Here is a 15,812-nt window from a genome sequence, read left to right as displayed (position 1 = left end):
AAGAGGTAAGTCCCAGAGGAAGGAACGGAGGAAGCAGACGCCATCAGGATCGCCCGGGAGAGCAAGACTCCCCGGGTACCGCAAGACCCCGGAACGGAAGGTGGTCCCCGGTCACGCATTCGCGATCCCCGCGCTCCCGTCCCTCTTCGGGGCGATGCCGCGGAAACAGAAGGTCGGCGCAGGACTAGGGCCGACAGATGGTGTTCAATTTCCTTCGGGGCCCTGGTGCCGTACGGCACCAGGGCCCCTCGACGCGTTCTCAGGAAGAAGAGGTGCAGATGGCAGCGGATAATGCGCTCGGTGGCCGACTCGACGACGATGACTACCCCGCCTACACGATGGGACGGGCCGCCGAGATGCTGGGCACCACGCCCGGCTTCCTCCGCGCGATCGGTGAGGCGCGGCTGATCACCCCGCTGCGCTCCGAGGGTGGTCACCGGCGCTACTCGCGGTACCAGCTGCGGATCGCGGCCCGCGCGCGTGAACTCGTCGACCAGGGCACCCCGGTCGAAGCCGCCTGCCGCATCGTCATCCTCGAGGACCAGCTCGAAGAGGCGCGGCGCATCAACGCCGAGATCCGGCGAGCCGCCGGTCAGCCGGTCGAGAGCTCCGGCGAGGTCTCCGGCTGAGCCCACCGCTCATGAGCACCTCGCTCCGGCCGCCGTGTGCGACGGGCGGGCAGCGGCGCCCGCCCGACGGCACCGCCGACCGACCGGCACGCGCCGTCCGCCGTGGCCCGGCAAGCCCGGCTGCGGCCCGCCCCCTGAGCCGCTCCGATCTTCACGGACGCCGGCCGAAGACCCGCCCGGTCCCGGCGCTGCCCGTCCCGTACGACCTGGCGGCCCGCCCAGAGATCAGGCCGCGGGCCGGTCCGCGGGGGCGTTCGGCAGGAGCGCCAGGAGCTGTTTCGTGTGGCCGGGGAGTTCCACTTCCGCCAGACCCGTGACGAGGTCCCCAAGGGGCACGGGCTGATCTACCAGGACCTTGCCGTTGGACAGCAGCCTTGTGGGCACCGGTGTGGCGAGTTCGGCCTCGCTCAGGGCGGGTCCGCCGAGCGCGCAGAGTGCTTCTCCCTGGCGGCGGACGCGGTCCCGGAGCCCTGCGTCGCCGCCTGCGAGCGCGATGACACGGTCGATGGTCCAGGCGTCGAGAGCGATGCGGTTGTCGTACGTCGTGTTGGCCCCCGCCGCGACACACGAGGCGGCAGCGATCGTGGCGGCGGTGACGAGCGAGACGTGCGCCAGGATCTGGTCGGCGTTCCACTCGCCGGCCGGCGGGGCGGCGACGGCGTCGCCGGACCCGGCCACCGTGACGGCGGCGTCGAGCAGCGCGCCGTAGGCGTCACTGAGCGGGGTGGTGTCCATCATGTCTTCTTCTTTCTGCGGTCGTGCGCGGAGTGAAGACGGGGGAGGGCCGCGGCTACATGTCCCACGGCGCCTGCGGGAGGACCTCACCGGTCTCGAGCAGCGACTTGAGGTTGGCGAGCACAGCCGGCCATCCCTGCGAGATTCCGTCGAGCATCTCCTGGTCGGGCAGGTTCTCGTGGGTCACCGTGAGGCGGACGATGTCCTGGTGCGGTTCCACGAGGAAGGTGACGACCGAGGCTCCTTCCGGCGACCCGGCCCCCTGCGGGTCCTCGAAGGTGATGACCAGGCGCTTCGGGGGCTCGCTCTCGATCACCCGGCCGACGACGTCGACCTTGTCCGATCCGTCGACGCGCCGGTGCTCCCACGTAGAGCCGGGCTGCCAGTCGGAGACGTTGGCGTGGCCCCAGAAACGCGCGGTCAGGTCCGCGTCCGTCAGGGCCTTCCACACCTGCTCCGCGCTCGCGCGGATGTAGGTGACGTAGACGTAGGTCGGTACGGACGGTGATGCGTCGGTCATGGCGTACTCCTCTGCCTTGTGCTTGATGGCGCTGAGCGCTTGCAGCCGGGGCCTGTCGAACTCGGAGATCCAGCGCTCCTCGATCCGGTGGATCGGTCCCGGATCCAGGTAGTGCAGCCGCTCCCGTCCGCGTCGCACGACGATCACGAGGCCGGCCCGTACGAGGACGTCCAGATGCTGCGTCGCCGACTGACGGGCCATGGCGAGGTGTTCGCACAGCTGCTGCAGCGTCTGGCCGTTGTGTTCGCGCAGGCGGTCGAGCAGGAGCCGCCGGGTGGGATCGGCCAGCGCCTTGAAGATGCGGTCCGTCGCTGTCGCCTCGTCGCTCACACCTCGATTATGCAGGTATCTGCCTGCATAACGCCAGCGGCAGGCCGCAGGAGCTGCCGGACCTGGGCTTCCGTGCTGCCGGTGACCGGTCAGAGCGGCCGGACCGGTGGGACGCGCGGCGGCCCGCCGCACCTGCGCCTGCTCTTCGGCCTCGCCACCGGTCCGGGCGCCACGGATCGCCGCCACGGTGGACGCGGCCGACGAGCCCTCCGGTCCTCTGCGGGCGGCTCGGCAAGCGCAGGGAAGGGGGTGTTGCGGCAGGACCGCCACGGCGGCACGGGCAGGCGCGGCACCGTGACCCGCGCTCGCCGCTTCGGTGACGGCCCGGGCGTGAGCGGGCGTGAGCGGGCGTGAGCGGCCGGGAGAGCGGGCCCGTGGGGGCCCGTGGGCGGCCTACTGGCCGAGAAGTTCGGAGTACCGCTCGACCAACTGCTGCTCCGCGTCGTCGAGATACGCGGCGAGCAGCAGTTCGGCCTTGGCGCGGTCCGCCGCCCTGAGGGCGGAGAGGATCTCGCGGTTGCGCTCCAGATACGGTTCGTGGAAGCCGCGCGGATTGTCCATCGCGTGGAAGACCAGGCGCAGTTCGGCGAGGATGCCGCGCATCAGGTCGTCCAGGCGCCTGCTGCGGGCGAGGGCCACCACGGCGTGGTGGAAGTGGATGTTCGCGGTGCCCAGGTCGCGCCAGGCGCCTTCCTTCGCGGCCTTCTCGCCCTCCGCGACCGCCGCCTCCGCGTGGCCCAGGTCGTAGGGCGGGGCGCCGAGGCCGCGTACCGCCGCGCACTCGATGATTCTGCGCACCTGGTAGATGTCGGTGACGTCCTGCACGGTCAGCATGCGGACGAAGACACCGCGGTTGAGCTCGTGGACCAGCAGCCGTTCGTGCGTGAGCAGGCGGAACGCCTCGCGCAGGGTGTTGCGGGAGATGCCCAGGGCGCCGCCGATCGCGTCCTCCGACAGCTTGCTCCCCGGCGGCAGGTACCCCTCGGAGATGCGCGTGCGCAGGATGTCCGCGACCCGGTCGGCGGTGCTCGAGCGTCCGAGCAGGGCACGGTCGCCGGCGAGCACGGCGGGGTCGACCTCGGCTGTCATGTGTCCGTCCTTCTCGCGCGGCCGGCGGTCGTCCGGCGCTTTCCGGGACCGGTCGGCCGGTTCGGGTCAGTCAACCGGAAATCATTGAACGAAACAACAGAGACCTTGTCGGATCGTTCAACGATTTTCTATCGTGTGTGGTGTGATCGTGGACGCGGCCCGACCGCCGCAGGTGCACCCGGAGCAGCGCGGTGGTACCTCCTGACCGACGGACCGTTCCAAGGAGCCAAGCGGTGACAGACCTCGTGATCGACCTCAACGCGGACCTCGGGGAGGGCTTCGGGCGATGGACCCTCACCGACGACGAGGCCCTGCTGTCCCTGGTGACCAGCGCGAACGTCGCCTGCGGCTTCCACGCGGGCGATCCCGGCACCATGCGCCGTGTCTGCGAGACGGCGGCCGAGCGCGGCGTACGGATCGGCGCCCAGGTCTCCTACCGGGATCTCGCCGGCTTCGGCCGCCGGGCCATGGACGTGCCGGCGGACGAGCTCGCCGACGAGGTCGCGTACCAGATCGGCGCCCTCCAGGTGTTCGCCCGTGCCGCCGGGGCGGCCGTGAGCTACGTCAAGCCGCACGGCGCGCTGTACAACCGGGTGGTGGCCGACCACGAGCAGGCGGCCGCGGTGGCCGCCGGCGCCCGGCTGGCCGACCCCGGGCTCGTGGTGCTGTGCCTGCCGGACTCCGCCATGCACGCGCAGGCGGCGCGCGTCGGCCTCCCCGTCGCCGCAGAGGCGTTCGCCGACCGCGCCTACACGGCGGCCGGGACGCTCGTCCCCCGCGCCACACCGGGGGCGGTGATCACCGATCCGGCAGAGGTCGCCCACCGGGCCGTCGCTCTCGCGCGGGAAGGCCGCGTCACCGCGCTGACCGGCGAGCCCGTGGGCGTACGGGCGCGCTCCCTGTGCCTGCACGGCGACACCCCGGGGGCCGTCGCGGCGGCGGAGCGGGTACGCGCGGCGCTCGACGACGCCGGGGTCAGGGTGGAGGCGTTCGTATGAGGCTGCGACCGGTCGGGGAGGACTCCCTGCTCGTGGATCTGGACACGCCGGAAGAGGCGCAGGCCTGGCACGCCAGGATCCTCGACCGGTGCGGCCGTGGAACCCCGGCGCCGGTGCGCGACATCGTGCCCGGGGACCGGACCGTGCTCCTCTACAAAGTCACCGACGTCCGCGCCCTGGAGGCCGAGCTGCGCCGGTGGTCCGTGCCCCTGTCGGCGGCCGGCAGCGGCCCTCTGGTCGAGATCCCGGTGCACTACGACGGCGCCGATCTCGGCGCGGTCGCCGGGCTGTGGGGGGTCACGGAGGACGAGGTGGCGCGGATCCACAGCGGTACGGAACACAGGGTGGCGTTCTGCGGATTCTCCCCGGGGTTCGCCTACATGCTCGGCCTCGGCGAGCGGTACCAGGTGCCGCGCCGTTCCGCGCCCCGCACCTCGGTGCCCGCGGGCTCGGTGGCGCTCGCCGGCCCCTACACCGGTGTGTATCCGCGGGCCTCCCCGGGCGGCTGGCAGCTGATCGGGACGACCCCGGTGCGCCTGTGGGACCTCGAGCGCGAGCCCGCGGCGCTTCTGACCCCCGGCACGCGCGTGCGCTTCGTCCCCCAGGAGGCGGCGCCCACCCAGGCGGCCACGCCTGAAGACCCGTCAGCGGCGGCGACGAGAAAGCGCACGGTATGAGCGGCGGCACGCTGGACGTCGTACGGGCGGGCGCCCTCACGACCGTCCAGGACCTCGGCCGGTCCGGTCACGCAGGTCTCGGTGTGCCGCGCGCCGGGGCGCTGGACCGGCCCGCGCACCTGCTGGCGAACCGGCTGGTGGGCAATCCCGCCGACGCGGCGACCCTGGAGACCACACTGACCGGGGTCGCGGTGCGCACCGACCGCCCCGCGGTGGCCGCCGTGACGGGGGCGCCGGCACCGGTGCGGGTGAACGGCCGGCCGGCGGCGTGGGGCACCGCGGTGCACCTGCCGGCCGGCGCCGTACTCGACGTGGGCGCGCCGACCAGCGGCCTGCGCAGCTACGTCGCCGTCGACGGGGGCATCGCGGTGGCCCCGGTCCTGGGCAGCCGCTCCACCGATCTGCTCTCGGGGCTCGGTCCGGCCACGCTCAGGGACGGGGGGACGCTGCCCCTGGGCGAGCCGACCGGCGAACCGCTGTACGCCGACACGCTGTTGTGGGAGGCGCCGCCGAAGGAACTGGTGCTGCCCGTACTGCTCGGGCCGCGCGACGACTGGTTCACCGCCGCCGCGGTGAGCACCCTCGCCACGGGCCGCTACGAGATCTCCCAGCACAGCAACCGCATCGCCCTGCGGCTGGAGGGTCCGCCGCTGGAGCGGGCCGTGCACCGTGAGATGCCGAGCGAGGGAATGGTGGTCGGCGCGGTGCAGGTTCCGCCGGACGGCCGGCCCGTGGTCTTCCTCGCCGACTGCCCCACCACCGGGGGCTATCCCGTGATCGGGGTCGTCCCCGAGAGCCTGCTGTACCCGGCCGCGCAGGCCGCGCCCGGTCTGACGGTCCGCTTCGTACCGCGACGCCACCGTCGCTGAGGCGGCCGGCGGATGATCGACGCAAGTGAGCGCCCGGCGCCGGACCCGCACCGGCACGGGGCGCTCGGCGCGGTGTCAGTCCTGAGCGGCGTACGAGACGAAGCTCGTCCACGACGCGGGTGACACGGCGAGTTCAGGGCTCTGCTCGACCTTGGAGTCCCGGACGTGGACGGTCGCGGGCGTGGTCGCCACCTCTACGCAACTGTCGCCGGAGCTGCCGCTGTAGCTGCTCTTGAACCAGGCCAGTTCTGTGGTGCTCATGCTGCTCCTCGCATCCGCCGCAGCAGGCTCAGGGAGTCCTCCAAAGAGAGAGCCTGTGACCGCATCCTGGCATACCGCATCTGGAGCATGCTGACCACTTTGGCGTCAGAGATGAGCTGTCCGCTCTCCTGTCCCTCGCAGTAGCCGTACCAGGTGTTGTCCGGTGTCTCCAGGAGCTGCATCGGACCGTCGATACCGGCGTGGGTCACTCGTTTCTGAGGCATGACCTGGACCTCGATGTTCCGCAGTGCGGCGAGCTCGAGGACGTGGGGGAGGAGCTCCGGGCTCGCTCCCACCCCGCGCTGGAGCACATGCTCCTCGACGATGAAGCTGAAGGCCGTGTTCGGGCGCTCCCGCAACAGCCTCTGACGCTCCGTCCGCGCGGACAGCCTGGCCTCGATCTGGTCGTCGCCGAGTGGTGGCAGGCGCTCAGAGAACAACGTGCGCGCGTACGCCTCCGTCTGCAACAGGCCCGGGATCAAACGGCACTCGTACGTACAGAGGTTGACCGACTCCGCCTCCAGCTGCGCCCACTGCCGGAACCAGCTCGCCAGCCCCGGCCGCCGCGACAGATGCCGTGCCGCGCCCCGCAGCGCGCCGAAGGCGTCCAGTACCTCCTCCGCCCGGTCGACGAACGACGCCGGAGGGAACCGGCGGCCCTGTTCGATGGAGGCGACGGTCGGCACCGAGTACCGCACCCGCGGGGCGAACTGTTCCTGTGTCAGACGCGCACGCTTCCGGAACGCCTTGACGACCTCGCCGAACGCCTTGAGGCTGTCCGAACTCTCCGGCTCGGTGGCGCCCGTGGGGCCGTTCATGTCCCCGGGCGGACCGCCCGGGCCGCAACCGGCGCCGTCCGCCTCGCTGTTCCCGTCGCCACCGCTGGTCTCGCACGCCGCCATGCCGGCCACCTTCCACGTACCGTCTCGCAACCGGCCCATGGTCACGTGCGGTTGCACCTCCCGTCCACCGTGTGTACCCGTACGCTGACTCTGCGTACGGGTTCCCGGTTCGGTGTACGACCGCGCGGGTGCGGCCCGGATGGAGGCCCCGGCCGGGGCGCGTGCCTTGTGGGAGCGCTCCCGCTCCTGCTAGACATGCGCCGCATGGACCTCGTTCCCTTCGTGCGCCGCTACCGTCCGTCGGACCGGGCGGCGCTGGCGGACATCTGCGTCAGAACGGCCCATGAGGGTGGGGACTCGACGTCCCTCTATCCGGATCCCGGGCTGATGCCGTCACTATTCGCCTTCCCCTACGTCGAGTTGGAGCCCGCTTTCGCCTTCGTGCTGGACGACGGAACAGGGCAGGCCGTCGGATACATCCTGGGCGCGCCGGACACGCCGCGCTTCGCCGAGCGGTTCCGCGCCGAGTGGCTGCCCCTCGTGTCGGAGCGGTACCCCGAACCGGAAGGTGAGCCGACGACGCCCGTCGAGGAGATGCTGGTTCTCCTGCACCGGCCGGAACGCATGGTGCTGCCGGAGCTGACGTCCTTCCCCGCGCATCTGCACATCGACCTGCTGCCGCGATGGCAGCGCCGCGGCTTCGGACGCGCCCTGATGCGGGCGCTGCTGGACGCTTTGGAGGCCGCGGGCGTGCCGGCCGTGCACCTCTGCATGGTGCGGGCCAACACCGCCGCGCGGGCCTTCTACGGACGTCTCGGCTTCCGGGAGATCGATGTGCCGGACCCCGGTCCGGTGCTGTACCTGGGCCGGCCGACGGCTCGCGCCGGGTCTGCGGCATGACGAAGGCGGTGCCCTCCGGGCCAACGGTGGGCACCGCCCTCGTCACGCGCCTCAGTGGCCCGCGGCCTGTGGAGAGCGCCGGATGCCGGCCGCGGCGACGACGGCTCCGAGGACACAGAGGACACCGGTGACGAGCACGGCCGTGTGCGCGCCGTTCATGAACGCCTGGCCGCTGCCCTCGACGACCGCGGCCCGCAAGGGGGCCGGCATGTCGCCGGACACGGGCGCGATGCCCATGGCCACCGCGTCCTTGGCCTCGTGGAGCCTGCCGGCCACCGCCGGGGCGACGCCCGCCCGTGTCAGCTCCTCCTGGAGGGTCGACCCCACCCGGCCGGTGATCAGGGAGACGAGCACGGACGTGCCGAGGGCGCCGCCGACCTGGAGCGCGGTCGCCTGGAGGCCGCCGGCCACGCCGCCGTCCTTCACCGGCGCGTTGCCGACGATGGCGTCGGAGGAGGCGGACAGCACCATGCCGACGCCCAGCCCGAGCGCGATGAACGGCGGCCACAGGGCGGTGTAGGAGGAGTCGGCGTCCCAGGTGAGCATGCCGAAGGTGGCGCCCGCCTGGAGCAGCATGCCCAGCGGCATGACGACACGGGGACCGAAGCGGCCGGTCAGCGCGGCGCCCAGCGGGGCCGCGAGCAGGGAGGCGATGCTCAGCGGGAGGGTGCGCACACCCGCCTCGACAGGGGTGAAGCCGCGCACGTTCTGCAGGTAGAGCATCACGAAGAAGATCACGCCGAGCATCACGAAGAAGTTCAGGGCGGTGACGACCGTGCCGACGGCCAGCGCGGGGCTGCGGAACAACCGCATCGGGAGCAGCGGGTGCTCGGTCCGGCTCTCGTACCGGCCGAACAGTACGAGGACGGCGACACCGGCCAGGACCGTGCCCAGGGTGCCGGCGGACGTCCAGCCCCATGTCTCGCCCTTGACGACACCGAAGACCAGGCTGAGCAGCCCGAGGGCGAGCAGCGCGACGCCGGGGATGTCGAAGCGGTGGTGGCCGCCGGCGTTCCTGCTCTGCGGCAGCACGGTCGCGCTGAACGCCAGTGTCACCAGGCCGATGGGCAGGTTGATGTAGAAGACGGACTCCCAGCTGACGTGTTCGACGAGCAGTCCGCCGACGATGGGGCCGAGCGCGGTCGCCACGGAAGCGACCATGGCCCAGATGCCCACCGCCATGGCGAACTTGTTCCCTGGGAAGACGGCGCGCAGCAGACCGAGCGTGTTCGGTACGAGCATGGCTCCGAAGAGGCCCTGGAACGCGCGGAAGACGACGACGCCCTCGATCGAGCCGGCCAGTCCTATGGCCAGGGAGGCCGCGGTGAAGCCCGCGAGGCCGATCATGTAGAAGGTGCGCCGGCCGAAGCGGTCACCCAGCTTGCCGCCGAGGATCAGCGCGGCGGCCAGGGCCAGCAGATAGGAGTTGGTGACCCATTGCAGGTCCGCGGTGGACGCGTTCAGGTCCCGGCCGATCTCCGGGTTGGCGATCGCGACGACGGACCCGTCGAGCTGGACCATGAACAGGCCGCAGGCGACGGCGAGCAGGGTCAGCCACGGGTTCGACCGCAGCCGGCCGGGCCTTGCGGTGTCCGGCCCGGGCGAGGTGGGCAGGGGGGAGTGATCCACGGTGGTGGACGGCATCGATGTGTCTTCTCTGTGCGAATCTCGATGAGACGGAAGTGGGCGTGAACGTCCCGCGGGGCCGGCCGGGGGCGCCACGGCGCACGGCCGGGCGCGGGCGGGCGGCCGCGGGAACGGGGGCGTCCGCGAGCCGGTTCTCGCCCCCGGTCCTCGGGGGCGAGCGGTGTCAGGCGCCCGCGGAGTGGAGGTGGCGCGTCAGTGACGTGAGCGCGCCCACGGCCGAGCCGAGAGCGTCCATCTCCCCTTCGGTCAGGGCACGGAGAGCACGTGTGAGGTGTGCGTTCTCGATGCGCCTGACCGCGGCGAGCTCCCGTCGGGCCGTCGGCGTGAGGTGCAGACGCACGATCCGCTTGTCGGCGTCGTCCTGCCGGCGTTCGAGCAGTCCCCGCCCGGTGAGCTGGGAGATCAGCGCGCTGACGTTGTTCGGCTTCATGAGCAGCGCCTGGGCCGCCTCGCGGACGGTCGTGCCTTCGTACCGGGCGACGAACCGCAGCAGTGCGAGTTGCCCCTCCGGCGGCTTGACGTGCGGGGATTCCAGGTCCACCCGGCGTTCGATGGCGCGCTGCAGCACAGGCAGGGTCGCCGCGAGGGCCGAGGCCACGCGGTCGAGGTCCTGGGAGGGCAGGGCGGAGCCGGGCATGGACTCCACAGTAGGTATGACCTCATAGCTAAGTCAAAAGCGGCCGAGCCGTGGCCCGGCCGCAGCCGAGCCGAAAGCAGCCGGGTCAAGAAGCGGACGCGAGAACGGCGGACGCGAGAACGGGGAACTCGAGTACGGCGGACGCGAGAACGGGGAGCTCGAGAACGGCGGACGCGGGAACGGCCCTGTCGAAAACCGGTGTCGCGAGCACGGCCCGTCTCCCTAGACTCGGCCCGCGCGGTGCACACGGCATCGCAGCGCCGTCCGGGCGTCGGATCGAGGGGAGCACGACCATGCGTTGCCGCACTGCCGTCGTCGTTCCCCGGTCACGCTACGACGTGATCCTGATGTCCACGTCCACCCGGTGCCGGCTGCGCGGCCGCCACCGGAAGCCCGTGACGAACGCCTGACCCCCGCCTGCCGTGGGACGCGACCGCAGGGTCGCCCGCCCGGCATGCCGTCACGCCCCCGTGCACCGACCGGGGACCGCGGCGTGGGGTCCGTGACCTGGGCCGCCCGTACGGGAATTGCGCTGCCTGTCTTCCGACACACCTGAAAGGCCATGGGCCGTGCGCACCGACCCGCGACACCGATCCGCTTCCACCAGCCCGCTGACCCGCGTCAGGAACCTGGGCATCCTCGCCCACGTCGACGCCGGCAAGACGACCGTCACCGAACGGATCCTGTATCTCACCGGCGCCACCCACAAACGGGGTGAGGTCCATGACGGCACGACCGTCACCGACTTCGACCCGCAGGAGCGCGACCGCGGCATCACCATCTTCGCCGCGGCCGTCAGCTGCGACTGGGACGGTCACCGGATCAACCTGATCGACACACCCGGCCATGTCGACTTCGCCGACGAGGTCGAGCGTTCGTTGCGGGTGCTCGACGGCGCTGTCGCCGTGTTCGACGCCGTCGCCGGTGTCGAACCGCAGAGCGAGGCCGTGTGGCGGCAGGCCGACCGGCACGCCGTGCCCCGGATCGCGTTCGTCAACAAGCTGGACCGCGCCGGTGCGGACCTGGACCAGGCCGTCAGGTCGATCAGGGAACGGCTGCGCACGGTCCCGCTGGTGGTCCAGCTCCCAGTGGGGCAGGAGGACGGCTTCACCGGTGTGGTGGATCTGCTGCGCATGCGTTCGCTGATCTGGACCGCCGGCCGGGACACGTACGAACAAGGCCCGGTACCGGACGACCTGCTCACCGAGGCGGCGCGACGCCGTCGCCTGCTGGAGGAGGCCGTGGCCGAACTCCACCCCGAGGCGCTGGAGGAGTTCTGCGAACGGTCCGCCCTCTCCGAGCGGACCCTGACCGGTGCCCTGCGCGACCTGACCCGCAGCGGTGAGGGCGTCGTGGTGCTGTGCGGTTCCGCGTACCGCAACTGCGGGATCGAGCCGCTGCTCGAGGCCGTCGTCGCCTATCTGCCCTCGCCGCCGGACGTACCGCCGGTGCGGGGCAGCCGTGACGGAGCCCGGCAGGAGCGGCCGGCGGACCCGCAGGCGCCGTTCGCCGGGCTGGTGTTCAAGGTGAACTCCACCGCCACGGGCAGGCTCACGTACGTGCGTGTCTATTCGGGCACGCTCAGGAAGGGGGACACGGTGCTGGACGTGGGCGCCGGCCGTTCGGAACGGATCGGCAGGATCCTGCGCGTACAGGCCGACCGGCACGCCGAGGTGGACCGGGCAGAGGCCGGGGACATCGTGGCCGTGATCGGGCCGAAGGCCGCCCGTTCCGGTGCGACGCTGTCCACGCCGGACGCGCCGCTGCTCCTCGAACCGCCCACCGCGGCCGCTCCGGTCGTCACCGTGGCGGTCGAGGCGCGCAGCCGCCTCGACACGGACCGGCTGGCGACGGCGCTGGCGCGACTGGTCGAGGAGGATCCCTCCCTGACGGCCCGGACCGACCCGGAGACCGGCCAGACCGTGCTGTCGGGCATGGGCGAACTGCACCTGGAGGTCGCGGTGGAGAAGATCCGCCGCGCCCACGGGCTGGAGGTCGGCGTCGGCCGTCCGCAGGTGGCGTACCGCGAGACCGTCGTGCGCGGGGTGACGGGTCTGGTGTACCGGCACGTCAAACAGGACGGCGGCGCCGGGCAGTTCGCGCATGTCGTGCTCGACGTCGCGCCGCTGGACCCGGACGACGACCGTGCGGAGGGCTTCGCGTTCTCGTCGACCGTCACCGGTGGGCGGGTGCCGCAGGAGTTCGTCCGTGCGGTGGAGGCCGGCTGCCGGGACGCCCTGGCGGAGGGCCCCCTCGGGGGTCATCCGGTCACCGGGCTGCGGGTGACGCTGACCGACGGGGCCACTCACTCCAAGGACTCGTCGGAGACGGCGTTCAGGGCCGCGGGCCGCTTCGGGCTGCGTGAGGCGCTGCGCACCGGCGTGATGGCGCTGCTCGAACCGGTCGTGGAGGTCACGGTCACCGTTCCCGACGACGCGGTCGGCACGGTGCTCGGCGACCTCGCGGCCAGGCGCGGACGCGTCTCGGGCCAGGAGACCCGGTCCGGAACCGCGGTCGTGACCGCGACCGTGCCGCTGGCCGAGCTGTTCGGCTACGCGAACCGGTTGCGCAGCCGTACCCAGGGCCGGGGCACCTTCACGACCCGGCCCGCCGGCTACGCGCCGGCACCGGCCTCGGTGACGGGCGGGGTGCTGTCACCGTAGCGCCGCCGTGCGGGGCCGTCCTCGAAGGACGGCCCCGCTTCGGGGTCGGGCGTGCCTTCCAAAACACCCGCCAGGCCGCGGCCCCGCCGCGCTTCCGAATGGGCACAATTATCGAGCAGGTCTCCTTCACGTGGGACGGCACGATCCTGTGTGAACAGACGACAGAGGCGAGGGTGCGGGACGTCTCGCTACCTGAGCGTCGACCCGCTCGGCCTAGTCCCGGCTCCGAATGCCGCCGTCTATGTGCACAATCCGCTGACATGGGTGGACCCGCTGGGTCTGAACCCGTGTCCGCAGGTAGATCCGATTTCGAAAAACATCGCCGATCATTCAGGGTCTTCGATCTTGAGCGGTGCGCCTACTCAGGGCCTCTGACGTTTCGTTACGCTCAGCGACGGCGGTTGGTGGCTGCTGCCGGGGCGCCGCAGTCGCGCCGGGAGTCCAGGGCAGCATCACAAGGCCACGGTCCCTCTCCGTGACTACGGGTGCAGCTTCTCGCCCTTCGCCAGCATCGCTACGTACTTTTCGATCCGGCGCGCCCGGGTCTCGGCCTTCTTGGCGTCTTGGATCCGGTACAGGATCGCGTAGCGGTTCTGCCGGTCCAGTGTCTCGAAGAACTCCGCCGCGGCCGGGTCGGCGGTCAGGGCCGCCGTGAGGTCGTCCGGCACCGTGGCGGTCTTCGCGCCGTCGTAGGCCGCTTCCCAGCGGCCGTCTGCCTTGGCGCGGTCGACCTCGGCCTGTCCCGGCGGACGCATCCGGCCCTGCTCGATCAGGGCGGCCACCTTGTCCCGGTTGGCCTTGGACCACTTACTGCGCAGCTTGCGAGGGGTGAACCGCTGGAGCCACCACTGGTCGTCGAACTTGGCCTTCTGGCCGTCGATCCAGCCGTAGCAGAGTGCCGCGTCGAGCGCCTGGGTGTAGTCCAGCGCGGCGATTCCGGGGCCCTTCTTGCGAAGCTTGAGCCAGATGCCGGGCGAGTCGGCGTGGTTCTCGCCGAGCCATGCCTGGAATGCCTCGGCGGATTCGAATGCGACGATCTCCAAGTCCTGAGTCACCCCAGCAGCGAACCACACTCGGCCGATTGTCATGAGGCATTCGGCACGGCCCCGGATGCAGATGCCCGTGGGCCTGCGTGATCATCTCTGTTCTCGACGCAGAACGATCATGCAGGAGGCACGGGCTTGGTCAACGATACGACGTTGCTGCTCGACCTCGACGGGGTGTCCGTCGCGCGGGGTGAGCGGCTGGCCGACGGAGGACGCAGGGTCCACCTGGTCACGGCCGACGAGACAGCCAGAGCCTGCCCGGCCTGCGGGGTGTTCGCCACCCGGGTTAAGGGCTCGGCGGTGACCCGGCCACGCGATCTCCCTTACGGCGAGAGCGGATTGGAGTTCCGCTGGCACAAGCGCCGCTGGTGGTGCCGCGAGGCCGGCTGCCCTCGCCGGTCCTTCACCGAGCAGATCCCGCAGATCCCGGCCGGTGCCAGGCTGACCGCCTGGCTGCGGGGTGCGGCCGGGTGCCGCATACGGGATGCCGGCTCCACGGTCATCCAGGCCGCACGGGATCTGGATTTGTCCTGGCCGACCGTGATGGAAGCCTTCCGCACGCAGGCCCGCGACGTCACCGAGGCACCTCTGCCGCAGGTCACAGTGCTGGGCATCGACGAGACCCGCCGCGGACGGTCGAGCTGGGAAAGGATGCGGAGACCGGCAAGTGGCGCCTGACCCGGGACCGGTGGCACACCGGCTTCGTCGACGCCCTCGGCCACGGCGGGCTGCTCGGACAAGTCGAGGGCCGCACCGTCACCGATGTCCTGGCCTGGCTCGCCACCACCGACCTGGACTGGAGAAAGGGCATCGGCTACGTCGCCATCGACATGTCGGTCACCTACCGCGCCGCGATCCGCATCGGCCTGCCGCACGCCACCGTCGTGGTCGACCACTTCCACGTGGTCCAGCTCGCCAACAAGATGCTGTCCATGGTCAGGCGTCGTGCCACCGCCGAGAGCCGCGGCCGGCGCGGACGGGCGAGCGACCCGGCCGCGTTATTCGACACCGGACACAGCAACGCCAAGAGCGAAGGGATCAATCGCGTGATCAAGCTCGTTCGCCCGCAACGCATTCGGCTGCCGCAACCCTGCCAACCAACGCCTACGCACACGCTGCGTCACCACCCGCCGAGCCCGCGGACACCTCCGCACCGCTCAACTTTGAAGACCCATCATTCACGGCAGCGGTTCAATGATCCGGGCGGCTTCGAGCACTACGTCAAGGACGTCGATCCGAACGCGCTGGAGTACTACGTCGACGGCGTCATCAACGACGGCGGAACTGTCTTCACCTTCAAAGAGGGAAAGACCTACATCGATGAGTTTCAGCAGTACGGAAAGGTACCAGCACGTGCACAGCACCCATGACGCGACAATGACTGCCGAGCAGTTCTCGACCGTCTTTCAGGTGACGAAGGAATTCAACAGCATCCCCGAGGATGTGGTGCTCGAATCCGGCTTTCCGGTGCAATCACCGAGCGAAATTCTTGAGTTGGCTCGTCGAATCCGGAAGTCTCTCCTCGCCGGACCGGTCGACGTCCACTTCGTCTCGCCGAGCGCTTCGGACAGCCGGACACTGCGCATCTCGGCATCGGCCGGCGAACAAGGACATGGCGCCGCCTCGACCGGCGAAGTCCCCCTGGCGGCGGGGCAGCTGTGGAGGCCGTTGATCGACGTTGCGGTCGCCACCTTGGGTGAGAAGGAGCTGCGGTTCAGGACCGGCTTCACGAAGGACGAGGTCGCATCTGCCGCGGCACCGCTCGACGACCTCTTCGCCGTTCAATAGCCGATGGGCGTCGGGCCGACCATGTGCCTGCCCGCGCGGGTCGCGATCATGCGGACCCTGGGCGAGCTCACCGCCGTGCAAGGGGACGCGGACGGGGACTGAGCTGTTGCTGCCGCGGATCCATGGCTCACCGCCCGTTCGCGCGGGCGGGGTGATGCGCCGGTGAGGTCCGGGTGGACCG

17 protein-coding genes are annotated in these 15,812 nt (G+C 71.2%); 9 read left to right on the top strand and 8 right to left on the bottom strand.

Features of this window, described 5'->3' with window-relative positions; all coding sequences use genetic code 11:
• Window positions 1–278 precede the first annotated feature (278 nt).
• Window positions 279–629 (top strand): helix-turn-helix domain-containing protein, encoded by a 351-nt coding sequence (locus SPRI_RS09570; protein WP_053557718.1) that lies wholly within the window; start codon window positions 279–281, stop codon window positions 627–629.
• A 225-nt stretch (window positions 630–854) separates the two neighbouring features.
• Here the strand turns inward: SPRI_RS09570 and SPRI_RS09565 are convergent, their stop codons facing one another.
• The 3 genes from SPRI_RS09565 to SPRI_RS09555 form a co-directional block, all read right to left on the bottom strand.
• Window positions 855–1,367 carry a hypothetical protein gene (locus tag SPRI_RS09565; RefSeq protein WP_106428406.1) on the bottom strand — a complete coding sequence of 171 codons (513 nt, stop codon included), beginning with the start codon at window positions 1,365–1,367 and terminating at the stop codon, window positions 855–857.
• Window positions 1,368–1,419: 52 nt separating this feature from the next.
• On the bottom strand, window positions 1,420–2,214 hold the full coding sequence (locus SPRI_RS09560) for an ArsR/SmtB family transcription factor (RefSeq protein ID WP_005310792.1): 795 nt from the start codon (window positions 2,212–2,214) through the stop codon (window positions 1,420–1,422).
• A gap of 393 nt (window positions 2,215–2,607) precedes the next feature.
• The gene (locus tag SPRI_RS09555) at window positions 2,608–3,303 is read right to left on the bottom strand and encodes a GntR family transcriptional regulator (RefSeq protein ID WP_005310790.1); all 696 of its coding nucleotides are present in this window, start codon (window positions 3,301–3,303) and stop codon (window positions 2,608–2,610) included.
• A 233-nt stretch (window positions 3,304–3,536) separates the two neighbouring features.
• On the opposite strand from SPRI_RS09555, the gene SPRI_RS09550 reads away from it, so the two are divergent.
• Genes SPRI_RS09550 through SPRI_RS09540 form a run of 3 tightly spaced genes read left to right on the top strand, consistent with a single transcriptional unit; the run spans window position 3,537 to window position 5,847 of the window.
• Complete coding sequence (locus SPRI_RS09550) at window positions 3,537–4,301, top strand: LamB/YcsF family protein (protein WP_005310788.1); 765 nt, start codon at window positions 3,537–3,539, stop codon at window positions 4,299–4,301.
• Window positions 4,298–4,978, top strand: coding sequence for a 5-oxoprolinase subunit B family protein (locus SPRI_RS09545; protein WP_053556854.1), 681 nt, complete (start codon window positions 4,298–4,300; stop codon window positions 4,976–4,978). Before SPRI_RS09550 ends, SPRI_RS09545 begins: the two co-directional genes overlap by 4 nt.
• A complete protein-coding gene (locus SPRI_RS09540; protein WP_053556853.1) occupies window positions 4,975–5,847 on the top strand; it encodes a 5-oxoprolinase subunit C family protein in 873 nt (290 codons plus the stop codon). Before SPRI_RS09545 ends, SPRI_RS09540 begins: the two co-directional genes overlap by 4 nt.
• Window positions 5,848–5,922: 75 nt before the next feature.
• On the opposite strand, the gene SPRI_RS09535 is transcribed toward SPRI_RS09540, so the two are convergent.
• Complete coding sequence (locus SPRI_RS09535) at window positions 5,923–6,108, bottom strand: DUF397 domain-containing protein (RefSeq protein ID WP_005310783.1); 186 nt, start codon at window positions 6,106–6,108, stop codon at window positions 5,923–5,925.
• Complete coding sequence (locus SPRI_RS09530; protein WP_053557717.1) at window positions 6,105–6,926, bottom strand: helix-turn-helix domain-containing protein; 822 nt, start codon at window positions 6,924–6,926, stop codon at window positions 6,105–6,107. Before SPRI_RS09530 ends, SPRI_RS09535 begins: the two co-directional genes overlap by 4 nt.
• 288 nt (window positions 6,927–7,214) lie before the next feature.
• Between SPRI_RS09530 and SPRI_RS09525 the strand changes: the two genes are divergently transcribed.
• Window positions 7,215–7,850, top strand: a complete 636-nt coding sequence (locus tag SPRI_RS09525; RefSeq protein ID WP_037776201.1) for a GNAT family N-acetyltransferase — start codon at window positions 7,215–7,217, stop codon at window positions 7,848–7,850.
• Window positions 7,851–7,901: 51 nt separating this feature from the next.
• On the opposite strand, the gene SPRI_RS09520 is transcribed toward SPRI_RS09525, so the two are convergent.
• Window positions 7,902–9,494: an MFS transporter gene (locus SPRI_RS09520; protein WP_005310777.1), complete on the bottom strand. Its 1,593-nt coding sequence runs from the start codon at window positions 9,492–9,494 to the stop codon at window positions 7,902–7,904.
• Between the two features lie 166 nt (window positions 9,495–9,660).
• Window positions 9,661–10,134 (bottom strand): MarR family winged helix-turn-helix transcriptional regulator, encoded by a 474-nt coding sequence (locus SPRI_RS09515; protein ID WP_005310775.1) that lies wholly within the window; start codon window positions 10,132–10,134, stop codon window positions 9,661–9,663.
• 569 nt (window positions 10,135–10,703) lie between these two features.
• On the opposite strand from SPRI_RS09515, the gene fusA reads away from it, so the two are divergent.
• Window positions 10,704–12,797 carry an elongation factor G gene (gene fusA / locus SPRI_RS09510; protein WP_005310773.1) on the top strand — a complete coding sequence of 698 codons (2,094 nt, stop codon included), beginning with the start codon at window positions 10,704–10,706 and terminating at the stop codon, window positions 12,795–12,797.
• A gap of 479 nt (window positions 12,798–13,276) precedes the next feature.
• On the opposite strand, the gene SPRI_RS09505 is transcribed toward fusA, so the two are convergent.
• Window positions 13,277–13,885 (bottom strand): YdeI/OmpD-associated family protein, encoded by a 609-nt coding sequence (locus tag SPRI_RS09505; RefSeq protein ID WP_182327834.1) that lies wholly within the window; start codon window positions 13,883–13,885, stop codon window positions 13,277–13,279.
• A 93-nt stretch (window positions 13,886–13,978) separates the two neighbouring features.
• On the opposite strand from SPRI_RS09505, the gene SPRI_RS38805 reads away from it, so the two are divergent.
• The 3 genes from SPRI_RS38805 to SPRI_RS09490 are packed head-to-tail and all read left to right on the top strand — an operon-like array spanning window position 13,979 to window position 15,631.
• Window positions 13,979–14,521 carry a transposase family protein gene (locus SPRI_RS38805; protein WP_050791459.1) on the top strand — a complete coding sequence of 181 codons (543 nt, stop codon included), beginning with the start codon at window positions 13,979–13,981 and terminating at the stop codon, window positions 14,519–14,521.
• The gene (locus SPRI_RS38800) at window positions 14,485–15,213 is read left to right on the top strand and encodes a transposase (protein ID WP_234020511.1); all 729 of its coding nucleotides are present in this window, start codon (window positions 14,485–14,487) and stop codon (window positions 15,211–15,213) included. The genes SPRI_RS38805 and SPRI_RS38800 overlap by 37 nt, the downstream gene beginning before the upstream one ends.
• Complete coding sequence (locus SPRI_RS09490; RefSeq protein WP_005310769.1) at window positions 15,197–15,631, top strand: hypothetical protein; 435 nt, start codon at window positions 15,197–15,199, stop codon at window positions 15,629–15,631. Before SPRI_RS38800 ends, SPRI_RS09490 begins: the two co-directional genes overlap by 17 nt.
• The last annotated feature ends 181 nt before the right edge of the window (window positions 15,632–15,812 follow it).

Origin of the sequence: Streptomyces pristinaespiralis, from assembly GCF_001278075.1 — a bacterium.
Taxonomy (GTDB): Bacteria; Actinomycetota; Actinomycetes; order Streptomycetales; family Streptomycetaceae; genus Streptomyces; species Streptomyces pristinaespiralis.
Note: the sequence above shows the minus strand (reverse complement) of the source record. Positions and strands in the feature narration are given on the sequence as shown.

Coding starts and splice junctions, on each gene's coding strand:
- SPRI_RS09530 (WP_053557717.1), bottom strand. CDS start 6,926: ATGAACGGCCCCACGGGCGCCACCGAGCCGGAGAGTTCGGACAGCCTC.
- SPRI_RS09565 (WP_106428406.1), bottom strand. CDS start 1,367: ATGATGGACACCACCCCGCTCAGTGACGCCTACGGCGCGCTGCTCGAC.
- SPRI_RS09545 (WP_053556854.1), top strand. CDS start 4,298: ATGAGGCTGCGACCGGTCGGGGAGGACTCCCTGCTCGTGGATCTGGAC.
- SPRI_RS09520 (WP_005310777.1), bottom strand. CDS start 9,494: ATGCCGTCCACCACCGTGGATCACTCCCCCCTGCCCACCTCGCCCGGG.
- SPRI_RS09535 (WP_005310783.1), bottom strand. CDS start 6,108: ATGAGCACCACAGAACTGGCCTGGTTCAAGAGCAGCTACAGCGGCAGC.
- SPRI_RS09505 (WP_182327834.1), bottom strand. CDS start 13,885: ATGACAATCGGCCGAGTGTGGTTCGCTGCTGGGGTGACTCAGGACTTG.
- SPRI_RS09540 (WP_053556853.1), top strand. CDS start 4,975: ATGAGCGGCGGCACGCTGGACGTCGTACGGGCGGGCGCCCTCACGACC.
- SPRI_RS09515 (WP_005310775.1), bottom strand. CDS start 10,134: ATGCCCGGCTCCGCCCTGCCCTCCCAGGACCTCGACCGCGTGGCCTCG.
- SPRI_RS09525 (WP_037776201.1), top strand. CDS start 7,215: ATGGACCTCGTTCCCTTCGTGCGCCGCTACCGTCCGTCGGACCGGGCG.
- SPRI_RS09555 (WP_005310790.1), bottom strand. CDS start 3,303: ATGACAGCCGAGGTCGACCCCGCCGTGCTCGCCGGCGACCGTGCCCTG.
- SPRI_RS09570 (WP_053557718.1), top strand. CDS start 279: ATGGCAGCGGATAATGCGCTCGGTGGCCGACTCGACGACGATGACTAC.